Here is a 16,144-nt window from a genome sequence, read left to right on the forward strand (position 1 = left end):
CCGATAGGTTGTTCCGGCGGCGTGTAGTTTTACTACAAATCAACGGGCATTTCAGCCTTTCGAATGTATAGACGAGTAGTAAAACTACAGATGAAAGGCTTGTGGCCTCCGGCTGCGTTGTGAGAATAATCGTTAAGGTTGGTCTTTTGCCAACCAAAAAAGGTGAAAGCTTGATGTCGGCTGCCAATAAGAAACGAATTTCAGCTATTTCTAACTTTTGTTCGACAGTCGATCACGTAGCGTGTTTTCACGAATCACTACATGCAGCCCATTACACGCCGATCAAGGATAGACCATGACCCTGCCTTCGCTTGCCGAACTGCCCGCCATTCTCCTGCCGTTTGTCACCCGCGCCGAGCAGTCTTTTCGCGCGGCCGTGGCGGTACTCGATGATGATCATGGGCTGTCCAATTGGTCCCCGGAACGCTGGGCGCAGTTCGCCCGGGTCGCCGGCGCCAGCGATTTCGTGATTGAACAGAGTGTTCGTGACCCTTTGATGTTGCTGGCGCTGGTGCAGTCCGGCGAGCTGGATCGCCCGTTTGCCGCGGGTGAGTTGTGCGGGCAGATCGCGGCGGCGGCGAATGCCGCGCAAGCCGAAGACGAGCTGGGCCGTGCCCTGCGCCGCCAGCGCACCCGCCAGCAAGTGCGGATCATCTGGCGTGACCTGACCCGCCAGGCCGACCTGGTCCAGACCTGCCGCGACCTCTCGGACATGGCCGATGCCAGCATCGATCAGGCCTATCAGTGGTTGTACTCGCGCCATTGCCAGCAGTTCGGCACACCAACCGGGCGCCGCAGCGGTGAGCCGCAGCAGATGGTTATCCTCGGCATGGGCAAGCTCGGTGCGGTGGAGCTGAACCTGTCGTCGGACATCGACCTGATCTTCGCCTACCCCGAGGGCGGCGAAACCGTCGGCGTGAAGCGCTCGCTGGATAACCAGGAATTTTTCATCCGCCTCGGCCAGCGCCTGATCAAGGCCCTGGACCCGATGACCGTCGACGGCTTTGTGTTCCGCGTCGACATGCGCCTGCGCCCCTACGGTTCGGCTGGCGCGCTGGTGCTGAGCTTCAATGCGCTGGAGCAGTATTACCAGGATCAGGGCCGCGACTGGGAGCGCTACGCGATGATCAAGGCGCGGGTGGTGGCCGGCGACCAGGTGGCCGGTGCGCAGTTGCTCGACATGCTGCGCCCGTTCGTTTACCGGCGTTATCTGGACTTCTCCGCCATCGAAGCGCTGCGCACCATGAAGCAACTGATTCAGCAGGAAGTGCGGCGCAAGGGCATGGCCGACAACATCAAGCTGGGTTCGGGCGGCATCCGTGAAGTGGAATTTATCGCCCAGGCATTCCAGCTGATCCATGGTGGTCGCGACCTGAGCCTGCAACAACGTCCCCTATTAAAAGTGCTGAGCACGCTGGAGGGGCAGGGCTATCTGCCGGAGCCAGTGATCAGCGAGTTACGCAACGGCTATGAATTCCTGCGTTACACCGAACACGCGATCCAGGCGATTGCCGATCGGCAGACGCAGATGCTGCCGGACGGCGAGCAGGATCAGGCGCGGATTGCCTTTATGCTCGGCTTTGCCGATTGGGCGGCTTTCCATGAGCGGCTGATGTACTGGCGTGGCCGCGTGGCGTGGCACTTCGCGCAGGTGATTGCCGACCCTGACGAAGAGGAAGGCGTCGAGGCCGAAGTGGTGGTCGGCGGTGAATGGTTGCCGTTGTGGGAGGAGTCTCAAGACGAAGAGGCTGCTTGTCGGCAACTGGAGGAGGGCGGTTTTGCCAATGCGTCCAAGGCCCTGAAAGCGTTGGCTGGTTTGCGCAGCAGTCCGCAACTGCGCGCCATGCAGCGTTTGGGGCGCGAACGACTTGATGCCTTTATTCCGCGTCTGCTCGCTCAAGCGGTGGAGCATGCCAATCCGGATCTGGTGCTGGAGCGCGTGTTGCCGCTGGTCGAAGCGGTGGCCCGTCGTTCTGCGTATCTGGTGTTGCTGACCGAAAACCCCGGCGCCTTGCGTCGTTTGCTGACGTTGTGCGCCGCCAGTCCGTGGATCGCCGAACAGATCACCCGCTTCCCGCTGCTGCTGGACGAATTGCTCAACGAAGGCCGGCTGTTCAAGCCGCCACTGGCGCCGGAACTGGCCGCCGAGTTACGCGAACGACTGACGCGCATTCCCGAAGATGACCTTGAGCAGCAGATGGAAGCGCTGCGCCATTTCAAGCTGGCGCACCGTTTGCGGGTGGCCGCGTCAGAAATCGCTGGCAGCCTGCCGTTGATGAAAGTCAGCGATTACCTGACCTGGCTCGCCGAAGCGATCCTCGAACAAGTGCTGGCCCTGGCCTGGCGTCAGACCGTGGCCAAATACGGCACACCGCTGCGCACTGACGGCAGCTTGTGCGATCCCGGCTTCATCATTGTCGGTTATGGGAAAGTCGGCGGCCTGGAACTGGGGCATGGTTCGGACCTGGACCTGGTGTTCATCCACGACGGCGATCCGCAAGCGGAAACCGATGGGCCGAAACCGATTGATGGCGCGCAATTCTTCACCCGGCTGGGGCAGCGCATCATTCACTTGCTGACGGCGCAGACCAACTCCGGTCAGCTGTACGAAGTCGACATGCGCCTGCGCCCGTCCGGCGCGTCGGGGCTGCTGGTGAGTTCGCTCGGGGCATTCTCGCGTTATCAGGACAACGAGGCCTGGACCTGGGAGCATCAGGCGTTGGTACGGGCGCGGGTGCTGGTGGGCAGTCAGGATGTCGGACAGGCGTTCGAGAAAGTGCGCGCGGCGGTTTTGGGCAAGGCCCGAGACCTGCCGACCTTGCGTCAGGAAGTCAGCGAGATGCGCGCCAAGATGCGCGATAACCTCGGCAGCAAGAGCACCGCAGCCGGCACCGGGGCAAATGCCTTCGAGGCCACGGCGCCGTTCGACCTCAAGCAGGACGCCGGAGGTATCGTCGATATTGAATTTATGGTGCAATACGCGGCCCTGGCGTGGTCCGAACAGCACCCGTCATTGCTTCGCTGGACTGATAACATCCGCATTCTTGAAGGGCTGGAAGAGGAAGGGCTGATCCCTGCCGAAGACGCCGGTCTGCTGCGCGAGGCCTATAAAGCCTACCGCTCCGCCGCCCACCGGCAGGCTTTGCAGAAGGACGCCGGGGTGATCCCGGGCGACCAGTTCGCGGATGAACGGCGGCAGGTGATGCGGATCTGGCGTGAGCTGGGGCTAAGCTGAAACACAATAGTTGCAGCATCGAATAACCCCATGTGGGAGCGGGCTTACTCGCGAAGGCGCAGTGTCAGTCACCATCGATGCTGGAGGTGATGGCCCTTTCGCGAGCAGGCTCGCTCCCACCGTAGATTTGCAGTGTTTTGCAGATTGAAGCTGCACTGCACGGGATGTAGCACCCATTGCCCCATGTGGGAGCGAGCTTGCTCGCGATAGCGATCTGACAGTCACCTTGATGCTGGATGTGACGTCCTCATCGCGAGCAAGCTCGCTCCCACCGTAGATTTTCGGTGTTTTGTAGATTGAAGGCAGCAGGCAAGCAGCCGGATGACATCGCACGGGATGTGCACCAATACCCAATGTGGGAGCGAGCCTGCTCGCGATAGCGGAGTGACTGTCGACAGTAATGTTGAAGGTAATGACCCATCGCAAGCCGCCCTGCTCCCACAGTGATTCTCGAGGCGGGGAGGCGTATGCCTCCCCGGTTCGTTTATGGAAACCACATGAATATTCTGATCGTTGGGCCCAGTTGGGTCGGTGACATGGTGATGGCGCAGACACTGTTTCAGTGTCTCAAGCAGCGCCACCCGCAATGCGAAATCGACGTGCTGGCCCCGGAGTGGAGCCGGCCGATCCTTGAGCGCATGCCGCAAGTACGTCAGGCCTTGAGCTTCCCGCTCGGCCATGGCGCCCTTGAGCTGGCGACCCGTCGGCGCATCGGCAAATCCCTGGCCGGTCAGTACGACCAGGCGATCCTGCTGCCCAACTCGCTGAAGTCGGCGCTGGTGCCGTTCTTCGCCGGCATTCCCAAGCGCACCGGCTGGCGCGGCGAGTTCCGCTATGGCCTGCTCAATGACGTGCGCAAGCTGGACAAAGAACGCTACCCGCTGATGATCGAGCGCTTCATGGCCCTGGCCTATGAGCCGGGTGCTGATCTGCCCACACCTTATCCGCGTCCGAGCCTGCAAATCGACCCGGTGACCCGCGAAGCGGCCCTGGCCAAATTCGGCCTGGCCCTCGACCGCCCGGTTCTGGCCCTGTGCCCCGGCGCCGAGTTTGGCGAGTCCAAACGCTGGCCGTCCGAGCACTACGCCAAAGTGGCTGAAGCGAAGATCCGCGAAGGCTGGCAGGTGTGGCTGTTCGGTTCGAAAAACGACCACGCCGTGGGTGAAGACATTCGTGCGCGGCTGATTCCCGGTCTGCGCGAAGAGTCGGCCAATCTCAGCGGTGGCACCTCTCTGGCCGAGGCCATTGATCTGTTGTCCTGCGCCGATGCGGTGGTCTCGAACGATTCAGGCCTGATGCACGTCGCTGCTGCGCTGAATCGTCCGCTGGTCGCAATTTACGGTTCCACTTCGCCGGGCTTCACGCCGCCCCTGGCTGAGCACGTCGAGATCGTGCGCCTGGGTCTGGAATGCAGCCCATGCTTTGATCGCACCTGCCGTTTCGGCCACTACAACTGCCTGCGCCAGCTGATGCCGCCGGCGGTGAACGAAGCCCTGCAGCGGTTGCACGGCTCAGTCGTCGAGGTCAATTAATTGCGGGTTCTGTTGATCAAGACTTCTTCGCTGGGCGACGTGATTCATGCGTTGCCGGCGTTGACCGATGCGGCGCGGGCAATCCCCGGCATCAAGTTCGACTGGGTGGTGGAAGAAGGCTTCGCCGAAATTCCCACCTGGCACCCGGCCGTCGGTAAAGTGATTCCGGTGGCGATTCGTCGCTGGCGCAAGAACGTCTGGCAGACCATCAAGAGCGGCGAGTGGAAGCGCTTCAAGCAAAGCGTGCGCGCCCACAAATATGACCTGGTGATCGACGCTCAAGGCTTGCTGAAAAGCGCCTGGCTGACCCGTTACGTCAAGGCCCCGGTGGCCGGGCTGGACAAGAACTCCGCCCGTGAACCGATGGCGGCGCGCTTCTATTCCCGGCGTCTGGCCGTGGCCCGTGGGCAACACGCGGTGGAGCGTGTGCGGCAGTTGTTCGCCCTGGCGCTCGGCTATGACCTGCCCAAGGGGCTGGGCGATTACGGCCTCAGCGTCGAACGCCTGGTCGAGCTTCCGCGCAAGAATCCGTATGTGCTGTTCCTGCACGGCACTACCTGGGACACCAAGCACTGGCCCGAAGCGTACTGGCATGAACTGGCCGAACGTGTCGGGCATCTGGGCGTGGCGGTGAAACTGCCGTGGGGCAATCCATTGGAGAAAGCCCGCGCCGAACGCATCGCCAAAGGCCTGCGCAACGTCGAAGTGCTGCCCAAGCTGAATCTGGCCGGTGTCGGCAAAGTGCTGGCCGGCGCCCAGGCGTGCGTGGCGGTGGACACCGGCCTCGGTCATCTGGCCGCTGCGCTGGATGTGCCGACTTTGTCGCTGTTCGGCCCGACCAATCCGGGCCTGACCGGCGCCTATGGCAAGGTGCAGATCCACATGGCCAGCGACTTCCCTTGCGCGCCATGCCTGCAAAAGAAATGCACCTATCAACCGACGGCGCAGGACGCCCGTCAATTCGACCTTAAACGCGAGTGGCCCCTGTGCTTCACGCGTGTGAATCCCCAGCGTGTCGCCAGCCGACTGAGCACGTTGTTACTGGCTGAGGAGCTGCGCTGATGCAATTGGCTTTTGTTCTGTACAAGTATTTTCCATTTGGTGGTTTACAGCGCGATTTCATGCGCATCGCCCTGGAGTGTCAGCAACGTGGTCACCAGATTCGCGTCTACACGCTGATCTGGGAAGGCGATGTTCCACCGGGGTTCGAAGTGCTGGTGGCGCCGGTCAAGGCGTTCTTCAATCATCGGCGCAACGAGAAACTCACCGCGTGGATGGAAGCCGATCTGGCCAAGCGTCCGGTGGACCGCCTGATCGGTTTCAACAAGATGCCGGGCCTGGACGTGTACTACGCCGCCGACGGCTGCTTCGAAGACAAGGCGCAGAACCTGCGTCATTCGTTGTATCGCCGTTGGGGCCGCTATCGCCACTTCGCCGAGTACGAGCGTGCGGTGTTCGCCAAAGAGGCGAAGACCGAAGTGTTGATGATTTCCGAAGTCCAGCAGCCGCTGTTCATCAAGCATTACGACACGCCGCTGCAACGCTTCCATCTGCTGCCGCCGGGTATTTCCCAGGACCGTCGGGCGCCATCGAACGCGGCCGAAATTCGTGCCGGTTTCCGTGCCGAATTCAACCTCAAAGGCGATGATTTACTGCTGGTGCAGATTGGCTCCGGGTTCAAGACCAAGGGCGTGGATCGTAGCCTGAAAGCACTGGCCGCACTGCCTGCTGAGCTTAAAAAACGTACCCGGCTGTTTGTAATCGGCCAGGACGACCCCAAAGTATTCCAGTTGCAGAGTGCGACATTGGGCCTGGGTGATAACGTGACGTTCCTCAAGGGGCGCAGCGATATCCCGCGCTTCCTGCTTGGCGCCGACCTGTTGATCCACCCGGCGTACAACGAAAACACCGGGACCGTGTTGCTTGAAGCGGTGGTCGCCGGGTTGCCGGTGCTGGTCAGCGCGGTGTGCGGTTACGCCCACTACATCGCCGAGGCGGATGCCGGGCGAGTGCTGGACGAACCGTTCGATCAGGCGCAACTGACCCAGTACCTGACCGACATGTTGAACGACGCGCAGGCACGGGCGGCCTGGAGCCGCAACGGTCTGGCCTTCGCCGAGACGGCCGACCTCTACAGCATGCCGCAACACGCGGCCGATGTGATTCTGGCGGAGCACGCTTAATGAAGTTGATGCTGGCTGAACCGTTCAAGAGCCTTTGGGCCGGGCGCGATGCGTTCGCCGAAGTCGAAGGCTTGCAGGGCGAGGTGTACCGCGAGCTCGAAGCGCGCCGTACCCTGCGTACTGAAGTGAACGGCAAGGGATTTTTCGTGAAGATCCACCGTGGCATTGGCTGGGGCGAGATCTTCAAGAACCTGCTCACCGCCAAGCTGCCGGTACTCGGCGCGGGCCAGGAGTGGAAGGCCATTGCACGCCTGCAAGAAGTCGGCGTGCCCACCATGACCGCTGTCGCCTACGGCGAGAAAGGCAGCAACCCGGCGGATCAGCACTCGTTCATCGTCACCGAAGAACTGGCGCCGACCGTCAGCCTTGAAGACTTCAGTATCGACTGGGTCAAGAATCCACCCGCGCCAACACTCAAGCGAGCACTGATCGCTGAAGTCGCGCGCATGACCGGCATGATGCACCGCGCCGGGGTCAATCATCGTGATTGCTATATCTGCCACTTCCTGCTGCACACCGACAAACCGGTGACGGCTGACGACTTCAAACTCTCGGTCATCGACCTGCACCGCGCCCAGACGCGCCCGGCCATCACCCGGCGCTGGCGCAACAAGGATCTGGCCGCGTTGTATTTTTCGGCGTTGGACATCGGCCTGACCCCGCGCGACAAACTTCGCTTTCTCAAGGGCTACTTCCAGCAGCCACTGCGCCAGGTTCTGGCCGAGGAAGCGGGCTTGCTCGCCTGGCTCGAAGGCAAGGCCAACAAACTCTACGACCGGAAACAGCGATACGGGGATGCGCTCTGATGGCGGGTTGGAACCTGGAGCCCGCTTACAGCGATCTGGCAGAACACTTCGGCAGTCTCGATGCGGTATTCGCCCTCAAGGGTGAACGCCTGACCCACGACCCGCTGTCGGAAGTCATTCGCGTGCAGCTCAACGGCGTCAACTATTACGTCAAGCGCTACACCGGTGCCGGCAAGGGCCTGCGCCGTTACCTGGGCAAGCCACGGGTGAGGGCCGAGTGGCAGAACCTCAGGCGCTTCGCCAAGTGGGGCATTCCGACCGCCGACGTGGTGGCCTGGGGTCTGGAGCGTCGTGGTGCGGCTTACGACCGTGGCGCGATGATCACCCTCGAACTGCCGCGCACCGAGGACTTGTCGGCGCTGGCCGAGCGCCATGACCCGAAACTGGCGGACCGCGCCTGGGTCGATGTTATCAGCCGACAGCTGGCGGGCTACACCCGTACCATGCACGACCACCGGTTCACCCATAACGACTTGAAGTGGCGCAACCTGCTGATCGACGATCAGGCGCAGTTGTTTCTGATTGACTGCCCCAACGGCGATTTCTGGCGTGGCTTCTGGCTCAAGTACCGCATCACCAAGGACCTGGCCTGCCTCGACAAGGTGGCCAAGTATCACTTGTCGGCCACCCAGCGCCTGCGCTTCTACTTGCAATACCGTCAGTGTGATCGACTCAATGCCGCCGACAAAAAGCGCATCCGGCACGTGGTGAGATTTTTCGAGGGACGCGAATGACTGATTTTCTCGCCGCGCAAGACCGTGCGCTGCTTGAGCGCCACGGCCTTGGTACGTTCGACGCGCTGTGGGCCAAGCAGCTTGAGGCGGTGGACGAACCCAATACCGCCCGTGGCGGCTGGAGCAGTGTGTTTCGCCTGGAACTTGAAGGTCAGGGTTACTACCTCAAGCGCCAGAGCAACTACCTGACCCGTACCTTGAGCGCGCCGCTCGGCGAGCCAAGTTTCGCCCGTGAGTTTCGCAATATCAGTCGCTATGAAAAGCTCGGCATTCCCGCGCTCAAGGCCGCGTTCTTCGGTGAGCGCAAGGTCGATGGCGAAGTGCGGGCGATTCTGCTGACCCGTGCGCTGGACGGCTGGGACGACCTGGATTGGCTGTTGCAACGCTGGGCAAAGCTGAGCGCCACGCAGCACTCGGCGATTCTGCAAGCGTGTGGACAGCTGGCGCGACGCCTGCACGGTGTGCGCCAGGTGCACGGCTGCTTTTACCCCAAACACATTTTCCTCCAGGGCCGCGGCGATGCATATCAGGCGCAGTTGATCGACCTGGAAAAGACCCGGCCCCTGCTGTTCGGTCAGCGTGACCGGACCAAGGACCTGGAGCCATTGCTGCGTCGGGCACCGGAATGGAGCGACGCGCAGTTGCGCGAATTGCTGGCGGCTTATCTGGATCAACCGCAGGACAGCACGCTGGTGGATCGCTGGGTCAAGCGTCTGACCGCACGACGCAGTCAAAAGGAGACCCGTTGATGCGGCTGTCCGAACTGAAAAGCGCCGGTCGTACCCCGAGTCTGCCGCTGAGTATTTCGCTGGCCGATGCGGCCGGCCCGGCAGAGTTGCAACTGCTCAGCCTGTTGCGGGTGTTGCCGGGTCAGCGGTATGTCGGCGCCGGTGTGTGGCGTGGGCGACCGGTGCTGGCCAAATTGCTGGTGGGCAGCAAGGCTGCGCGGCACTTTAAGCGTGAGCTGGACGGCGTGCGGTTGCTGGCCGATCAGGGCCTGACCACCCCGCAATTGCTGGCGGACGGTTTGCAGGACGGCGAAGGTGGCTGGCTGCTGTTCGACTTCCTTGAGGGCGCGGAAAGCCTGGGAGACACCTGGAAGCAGGTCGAAAATTTGCCAGTATTGTCGGACGGGCAAGGAGCGGTGATCGCCGAGGCATTGGGCGCTATCGGCCAAATGCATCGCAAAGGCTTGTGGCAGGAAGACCTGCACCTGGACAACCTGCTGCGCCAGCGCGGTCGGCTGTACCTGATCGATGGCGGCGGCATCTGCGCCGAGACACCTGGTCAGCCACTGTCGAGGCACAAAGTGCTGGAAAACCTCGGGGTGTTTTTCGCCCAGTTGCCCAAGTCCCTGGAACCGTTCACCGAAGAATTGCTGGTGTATTACCTGTTGAGCAACGGTGAGCATGCGTTGCCGATGGAAGCGTTGCAGAAGCAGATCGACAAGATCCGGCGCTGGCGCTTGAGAGATTTGCTGGTCAAGGTCGGCCGCGAATGCACGCTGTTCAGCGTGCGTCGCGGCGCGTTCGGCTTGCGGGCGATTCGCCGCGAAGAAGAGGCGGCAATGCTGTCGGTGCTGGAGCAGGCTGATGTGTTGCTCGATCAGGGCCACTTGTACAAGACCGGCGGCGCGGCCAGTGTCGGCAAGGTCGAGGTGGCCGGGCGTGCGCTGGTGATCAAGCGCTACAACATCAAGAATTTCGCCCACTGGCTCAAGCGCTTCTGGCGCCCGAGCCGTGCCTGGCACTCGTGGCGCGAAGGCAATCGCCTGATGTTCCTCGGCATCGCCACGCCCAAGCCGCTGGCGGTACTGGAGAAGCGTTTTCTCTGGTTGCGCAGTCGCGCCTATCTGGTCACCGAATACCTGGCCGGGCCGGACATCATCGAGCGCTTTGCGCCTTATGTTGAAAGCGGCGCCGCACCAGAATCCGAGTTGCTGGCGCTGGATCGACTGTTCGCCGAATTGATTCGCGAGCGGATCAGCCACGGTGATTTCAAGGGCCACAACCTGTTCTGGCAGCAGGACCGTTGGGCACTGATCGACCTCGATTCGATGTGTCAGCACCGCTCGGTGGGCAGCTTTGCCCCGGCGTATGCGCGCGATCGGGCGCGGTTCATGCGCAACTGGCCCGAGAGCAGCGTGCTGTATCAGGTCATTGATCAGCGTCTTCCCAAGGATATCTCGAGCGAAGCCTGAATCGGGCCTGAGGCCCTTCGCGAGCAGGCTCGCTCCCACACTGGATCTGCGTCGTACACACAATGTGCGCTCAAACCAGATCCCTGTGGGAGCGAGCCTGCTCGCGAAGAGGACCTCATATCCTGCAAAAAACTCCAGGGACAGGGGAGGACAAGTTATTGAGAACTGTCCTACGTAACACACAGACCCCGTGAACTGTGCCCTGACCAGCCCCGATGCTAATTTGCCTGACGCTCTCCAAAGGCAAACCCAATGATAAAAATCGCCGCCATCCTGGGCGCCTGTTCCCTGGCGTTGTCCGGCTGCGGCACCGCGCTGACGGTCTTGCAGAACGATGAAGACGCCGCTCGTAGCCTCAGAAAGCAAAAGACCTACTGTCAGTCCATCCCCCGCGTCTACAGCGGCCTGGCCTACGACTTCTGCATATTGAACGCTTCCCCGGACCCGACAGGCGTTCTCGTACCCTTCGTTTTGCTGGATTTGACCCTGTCTGGCGTCGCCGACACGGTTTGCTTGCCCTATACGCTGTATCGACAAGCGGCGGATGGCAATATCGGCATTTACTGGCGAACGGGCCGTGGATAAATAAAGTCGTGTCGATCCCGATCTTGCCCTCACAACAGTTTTTACTGTTTGAAAGTGAAAATGAAGCCCCGGCAGATGCTCAGGCCAAGCCGCTCTTACCGCCAGCGGGGAATTACAGCAACTTCATCATTTATGTCGATGAGAGCGGGGATCATGGAATGCAAACGCTGGATCCAAACTATCCAGTGTTTGTGTTAGCGCTCTGTGTTTTTCATAAGAGGCATTATTGCGAGAACATCATTCCTGCTCTTCAGAAGTTCAAGTTCCGCCATATGGGGCACGATCTGATCGGCTTGCATGAACTGGAGATTCGAAAGGAGAAGGGGGCATTCTCCAACCTGTTCATGTCCAGGCAGCATAAGCACGCCTTTCTCGATGAGCTGACCGACATCATCGAAGCAAGCAACTTCGTCCTGATCAGCTGTGTGATCGGCAAATCCGCTCTTCGAGAAAAGCAAGGACCTGTGCACAATCCCTATCACGTCGCCCTCGGCTTTTGCCTTGAAACGCTTTATGAGTTTCTTCAGGAGAAGAATCAACAGAGTGCGCTGACTCATGTGATTTTCGAGCGTCGAGGGAAAAGGGAGGATAACGAACTCGAGTTGGAGTTTCGCCGCCTGTGCGATGGCGCGAATCGATTGGGCATTCAGTTGCCGTTCGATATCGTCTTTGCAACCAAACAAGTGAATTCTACGGGGTTACAGCTAGCGGACCTGGTTGCGCGACCTATTGGTATAAGCGTTTTGCGGCCGGGACAGGGAAACCGTTCTTTTGACGTACTCAAACGCAAGTTTTACTGCAGCGGTGGCCGCGACAGGGTGGGAGAGGGTTTCGAAAACTGGGGGTTGAAGATTTTCCCTACCCCAGAAAGCGAAAAACCCCGGTGAAACTCACCGAGGCCGCAACGCCGACCGGGATCCCCCAGTCCATTTGTACAGGAGTCTATGTTGAGCACCTTCTACTGTCAACGCGCGAGCTTGCCGCTGCTTTTACGCTATAATCCCGCCCTTTAGCTGTCTCTCGCCCATTGCGAGGGCACATTAATTTTTCGAGGCGCATTGCGCCTGCATGCAGACTAAAGAGGCTAGACCCCTGTGGCATTGACGATTCTTGGCCTGTCCGGCGCCCTTAGCCATGATCCTTCAGCCGCCCTGTACATCGACGGCAAGCTGGTCGCGGCCGCTGAAGAAGAGCGCTTCGTACGCGATAAACATGCAAAGAACCGCATGCCTTACGAATCGGCGAAGTTCTGCCTCGAACAGGCAGGCATCAAGCCCTGCGACGTTGACGTAGTGGCGATTCCGTTCGCCCCGATCAGCCTGTTCGGCAAGGCCCGCTGGCACTACGCCAAGCGTTACTGGTACGCCCCGGACCGTGCACTCGACGCGATCCTGATGGGCAACCGTCGCTACAAGCGCTATCGCAACAAGATCGTGTTCTGCCTTGAGCAATTGGGTTTCGACCCGAAAAAAATCAAGATCGAGCCGGTCGAGCATCACCTGGCTCACGCCTCCAGTGCCTACCACTGCTCCGGTTTCAAAGAGAAAACCGCGATCCTGGGGATCGATGGCAAGGGCGAGTACGCCACGACGTTCTTCGGCTATGGCGAAAACGGCAAGATCCACAAGATCAAGGAATTCTTCGATCCTGACTCCCTCGGCGGCCTGTACGGCGCAATCACCGAGTTCCTCGGTTTCGAGATGCTCGACGGTGAGTTCAAGGTCATGGGCATGGCGCCTTATGGCGATGCCAGCAAATACGATTTCTCGCGTCTGGCCTCGTTCGAAAATGGCGAACTGGTGATCAACACCGATTACGCCAACGTCATCGGCCTGCGTCGTTATAAAGAGAAGGGCAAAGGCTTCTACTTCTCGCCGAAACTGATCGAGTGGCTGGGTCCGAAACGCGAAGGCGACATCGCTGACGAGCCGTACATCCACTATGCCGCGAGCATGCAGGCACTGTTCGAAAAGATCTCGCTGCAGATGATCGACCATTACCTGGGCGATGTGCTCAAGGAAACCGGCAAGCTGGCCTTCGCTGGCGGCTGTGCGTTGAACGTCAAGCTGAACCAGAAAATCATCGCTCGCGACGACGTCAAGGAACTGTTCGTACAGCCTGCTTCCGGCGATGCCGGTACGGCGGTCGGCGCGGCAGCCTACGTGTCCCACGCCCGTGGCGTGCCGGTCGAGAAGATGGAACACGTCTACCTCGGCCCGTCGTACAGCAACGAAGACGTGATCGCGGCGTGCGCTCGTCATGCGAGCAAGCCGGTATGGCGCAAACTCGACAACATGCCGGAAAACATCGCCAAAATCATGGTAGATGGCAACCCGGTGGCCTGGTTCCAGGGGCGTATGGAGTTCGGTCCGCGTGCATTGGGCGGTCGTTCGATCATCGGTTGCCCGAGTGCGACCGGCGTGGCTGACCGCATCAACCACCAGATCAAGTTCCGCGAGCGCTGGAGGCCTTTCTGCCCGTCGATGCTCGACACCGTGGCGCCACAGATGATCAAGATCGATCACCCGGCGCCATTCATGACCTTCACCTTCGAAGTGGCTGAAGAGTGGAAGACTCGCGTGCCGGAAGTCGTCCACGAAGACGGTACGTCCCGGGCCCAGGTGCTCAAGCGTGAATACAACCCGCGCTACTACGACATGATGAAGGCGCTGGAAGTGCTGACTGGCAACGGCGTGTCGCTGAACACCTCGCTCAACCGTCGTGGCGAGCCGATGATTTGCTCGCCGACCGACGCCCTGAACATGTTCTTCGGTTCGGACCTGCAATACCTGATCATGGAAGACATTCTAGTGGTCAAAGAAGGTGCGAACGCTTATGACACGCTCGGCTGAACGCCATGTGCTGCAGTTCTGTCACGGCTATGACGGGCCGTTCCTCGACTGCGCACGGCAGTACGCCAGCCTGTTCGCGGGGAGCGGTTATCGGGTGACCACGGTCTTTCTGACCGGGGCCGCCGATGCCGAAGTCGCCGCGAGCTGCGCTTGCGATGAAGTGCTGTTCATGGAATACAGCTCCAAGGCCATTCGTGGCCTGAAGCTGGGCGCCATCGGCGATCTGCGCAAGATCGCCGCTTCGCGCAATTTCAGCTTCTGCATTGCTCACCGTTTCAAACCGATTTATATCGCCTTGCTCGGCACCTCGTTGCCGGTGATTGGCGTGCATCACGCGTTTGGCGATTACAAACGCGGCACGCGCAAACTGTTTGCGAATATTTTCCGCAAGCGCCTGAGCCTGCTCGGGGTATCCGATGCGGTGCGTGACGATATGCACCGCTGCCTGCCGAAATGGCCGGCCGCTCGCATTCAAACGCTCTACAACCGTATCGACGTGCAAGCCTTGCAGGCGCGTCAGGTGTCGCCGCGTGAAGCTCGGGAAACCCTCGGCCTGTCGGAAGATGCCTGGGTTGTCGGCAACGTCGGGCGTTTGCACCCGGACAAGGACCAGGCCACGTTGCTGCATGGTTTTGCCGCCGCGCTGCCGGGCTTGCCGCCCCAGAGCCAACTGGTGATTCTGGGCAGCGGTCGGTTGGAACAGGACCTCAAGTCCCTGGCCCGCGAGCTGGGGATTGGTGATCGTGTGCTGTTCCTCGGCCAGGTGCCGGATGCGCGCAATTACTTCCGCGCCTTTGACGTATTTGCCCTGAGTTCCGATCACGAACCGTTCGGCATGGTGCTGCTGGAGGCCATGGCCGCTGGCGTGCCGTTGCTGGCCACGGCCTGTGGCGGGGCGAAGGAAGTGGTCGAAGGCATCGGCATTCTGTTCCCGCTGGGGGACGCTGAACGCCTGGCGCAAGGCCTGCAACATCTGGCTGCAATGGACGATCAGCAGCGCCGTCAATGCGCCGAGCTGATGCACGATCGCTTGCGTGAACGCTTCTCCGACCGCGCGGTGCGCGAGGCTTTCTGGCATTTGCCACAAGTTACCGATCTGGCGTCGAGGGCCTGATGCTCAACCGATTTCAAGGCTGGCGCGAACGTGGCTGGGCGGTGGTTGACGCCTCGACTTATGCACAGGCCTGGCAGCGTTTTGGCGGCAGCGTCGCGACGCACCCGTTGGTGGTCGAGCGTCTGGCGCAGTTGGCCGGCATCCCGGTACGCTACCTGGCCTGGGAACAGGACGGCGACGTCAAAGCCGCCATTCCGACCTGGGGCCGCGATCTGGCCCTGTCCAAGGACGTACTCAAACGCAGCGGAAAAAAAGGCCTGTTCGACCTTGGCAATGCCGAGCTGATCCTGCCGGCTGCTGCGGATGCGCAGGCGCCGTTGCGTCATCGTGGGCGCTATCTGTCGGCGCTCAACGAAGGCCGCTTCACCGGCATCAAGCTACAGACCGAACAGTTGGCCATGGCCCGTACGCCTGAAGAACTGTCGAAGAAGTTTCGCTACAACCAGCGCCGCGAATTGCGTCTGCTGGAAGAGGCGGGCGGGGTGGTGCGACCGGTCTCGGAGTTTTCCAGCACGGAACTGGCGGCGATCTACTGCGATCTGTTCCAGCGCCGCTGGGGCTTCCCGGCTACCGGCGCCGCACGCATGGGCGAGGTGATCGAGCTGCTGCGCGAGTTGCTGATCGGTTCGGTGATTTTCCTCAACGATGCGCCCATCGCCATTCAACTGGTGTATCGCGTCGAGGCGCTGGAATGGATCAGCGTCGAGTACATCAACGGTGGCGTCGACCCCGAAACCCGTGAATTCAGCCCCGGCAGCGTGCTGAGTTTTCTCAACACGCAAAGCGCCTGGGAACACGCCCGTGCCCTGAACAAACCCCTGCGGTTTTCGTTCGGTCGGGCCGATCGTGAATACAAGGACCGTTGGTGCAATCCTGTGCCGGTCTTCACCGTGTGAGCCAACC

Annotated in this window: 13 protein-coding genes; all 13 read left to right on the plus strand. The window is 60.7% G+C overall.

The window, feature by feature from the left end:
- Positions 1 to 295: 295 nt before the first annotated feature.
- The 13 genes from glnE (at position 296) to POF45_RS18610 (ending at position 16,137) form a co-directional block, all read left to right on the plus strand.
- On the plus strand, positions 296 to 3,235 hold the full coding sequence (gene glnE / locus POF45_RS18550; protein WP_282316360.1) for a bifunctional [glutamate--ammonia ligase]-adenylyl-L-tyrosine phosphorylase/[glutamate--ammonia-ligase] adenylyltransferase: 2,940 nt from the start codon (positions 296 to 298) through the stop codon (positions 3,233 to 3,235).
- A 497-nt stretch (positions 3,236 to 3,732) separates the two neighbouring features.
- Positions 3,733 to 4,767: a lipopolysaccharide heptosyltransferase II gene (waaF, locus tag POF45_RS18555; RefSeq protein WP_259498656.1), complete on the plus strand. Its 1,035-nt coding sequence runs from the start codon at positions 3,733 to 3,735 to the stop codon at positions 4,765 to 4,767.
- A complete protein-coding gene (gene waaC, locus POF45_RS18560; RefSeq protein WP_282316361.1) occupies positions 4,768 to 5,829 on the plus strand; it encodes a lipopolysaccharide heptosyltransferase I in 1,062 nt (353 codons plus the stop codon). It abuts the gene before it with no gap.
- Complete coding sequence (locus POF45_RS18565) at positions 5,829 to 6,950, plus strand: glycosyltransferase family 4 protein (protein WP_259498660.1); 1,122 nt, start codon at positions 5,829 to 5,831, stop codon at positions 6,948 to 6,950. The genes waaC and POF45_RS18565 overlap by 1 nt, the downstream gene beginning before the upstream one ends.
- Complete coding sequence (gene rfaP, locus POF45_RS18570; RefSeq protein ID WP_259498662.1) at positions 6,950 to 7,756, plus strand: lipopolysaccharide core heptose(I) kinase RfaP; 807 nt, start codon at positions 6,950 to 6,952, stop codon at positions 7,754 to 7,756. The genes POF45_RS18565 and rfaP overlap by 1 nt, the downstream gene beginning before the upstream one ends.
- The gene (locus POF45_RS18575) at positions 7,756 to 8,490 is read left to right on the plus strand and encodes a lipopolysaccharide kinase InaA family protein (protein WP_259498664.1); all 735 of its coding nucleotides are present in this window, start codon (positions 7,756 to 7,758) and stop codon (positions 8,488 to 8,490) included. Before rfaP ends, POF45_RS18575 begins: the two co-directional genes overlap by 1 nt.
- On the plus strand, positions 8,487 to 9,239 hold the full coding sequence (locus POF45_RS18580; protein WP_259498666.1) for a lipopolysaccharide kinase InaA family protein: 753 nt from the start codon (positions 8,487 to 8,489) through the stop codon (positions 9,237 to 9,239). Before POF45_RS18575 ends, POF45_RS18580 begins: the two co-directional genes overlap by 4 nt.
- Positions 9,239 to 10,690 (plus strand): lipopolysaccharide kinase InaA family protein, encoded by a 1,452-nt coding sequence (locus POF45_RS18585; RefSeq protein WP_282316363.1) that lies wholly within the window; start codon positions 9,239 to 9,241, stop codon positions 10,688 to 10,690. Before POF45_RS18580 ends, POF45_RS18585 begins: the two co-directional genes overlap by 1 nt.
- A 252-nt stretch (positions 10,691 to 10,942) precedes the next feature.
- Positions 10,943 to 11,275 (plus strand): YceK/YidQ family lipoprotein, encoded by a 333-nt coding sequence (locus tag POF45_RS18590; protein WP_259498669.1) that lies wholly within the window; start codon positions 10,943 to 10,945, stop codon positions 11,273 to 11,275.
- 8 nt (positions 11,276 to 11,283) lie between these two features.
- A complete protein-coding gene (locus POF45_RS18595; RefSeq protein WP_282316364.1) occupies positions 11,284 to 12,162 on the plus strand; it encodes a DUF3800 domain-containing protein in 879 nt (292 codons plus the stop codon).
- A gap of 207 nt (positions 12,163 to 12,369) precedes the next feature.
- Positions 12,370 to 14,127, plus strand: a complete 1,758-nt coding sequence (locus tag POF45_RS18600; protein WP_259498673.1) for a carbamoyltransferase family protein — start codon at positions 12,370 to 12,372, stop codon at positions 14,125 to 14,127.
- Positions 14,111 to 15,241 (plus strand): glycosyltransferase, encoded by a 1,131-nt coding sequence (locus tag POF45_RS18605; protein WP_282316365.1) that lies wholly within the window; start codon positions 14,111 to 14,113, stop codon positions 15,239 to 15,241. Before POF45_RS18600 ends, POF45_RS18605 begins: the two co-directional genes overlap by 17 nt.
- Positions 15,241 to 16,137, plus strand: a complete 897-nt coding sequence (locus POF45_RS18610; RefSeq protein ID WP_282316366.1) for an antimicrobial resistance protein Mig-14 — start codon at positions 15,241 to 15,243, stop codon at positions 16,135 to 16,137. Before POF45_RS18605 ends, POF45_RS18610 begins: the two co-directional genes overlap by 1 nt.
- Positions 16,138 to 16,144: the final 7 nt, after the last annotated feature.

Source organism: Pseudomonas fungipugnans (assembly GCF_029955235.1).
In the GTDB taxonomy this organism is placed as follows: domain Bacteria; phylum Pseudomonadota; class Gammaproteobacteria; order Pseudomonadales; family Pseudomonadaceae; genus Aquipseudomonas; species Aquipseudomonas fungipugnans.